Genomic DNA, 467 nt, shown 5'->3' on the forward strand with positions numbered 1-467 from the left:
TAGGCGACCATCTCGGCTTGGAACTCCTTCTCGGGTGCCGTGAGCGGTTGATCGCGTTCAAAATTCCGCTCCTGATTGTGTAGCTCCGCATGGGCAAGCTCGTGGATCAGGACGCTGATGTCCTCGATAGATGAGTTCCGCGGGTTCAAGGCAATCGCATGTAGCTCCGGATAGTAACAGCCCTTCGCCGTTCCGATCTCGTCGAGCGGTTCATCCAATAGTGTCACATTCCGGGCATCCGCGAGCGTCGTCAAGGCGTCACGGATGTCTTGTTCGTTCTCCATCCCGCCGTCCCGGTGATACCGTTTGAAGATGTCCGAGACCTCGATTCCTTTCTCGCGTGCGTCGGTCTGCGTGTACTCGAACACGTGACCGATCTTGAAGTACATCATCTTGCGTGACGGGATGCGTCCTTGTTTCACGCCGTCCTTGATTGGCTTCGGTGCCTTGCTGAGCGGTACCCATTC

General features: G+C 56.5%; 1 protein-coding gene. It reads right to left on the reverse strand.

Annotated features, from left to right (window positions below):
* Positions 1–467: ImmA/IrrE family metallo-endopeptidase (locus KNP95_RS15980; RefSeq protein ID WP_214838362.1), on the reverse strand; the 467-nt coding region annotated here is incomplete at both ends.

The organism is Exiguobacterium sp. s36, assembly GCF_018618345.1.
GTDB lineage: Bacteria > Bacillota > Bacilli > Exiguobacteriales > Exiguobacteriaceae > Exiguobacterium > Exiguobacterium chiriqhucha.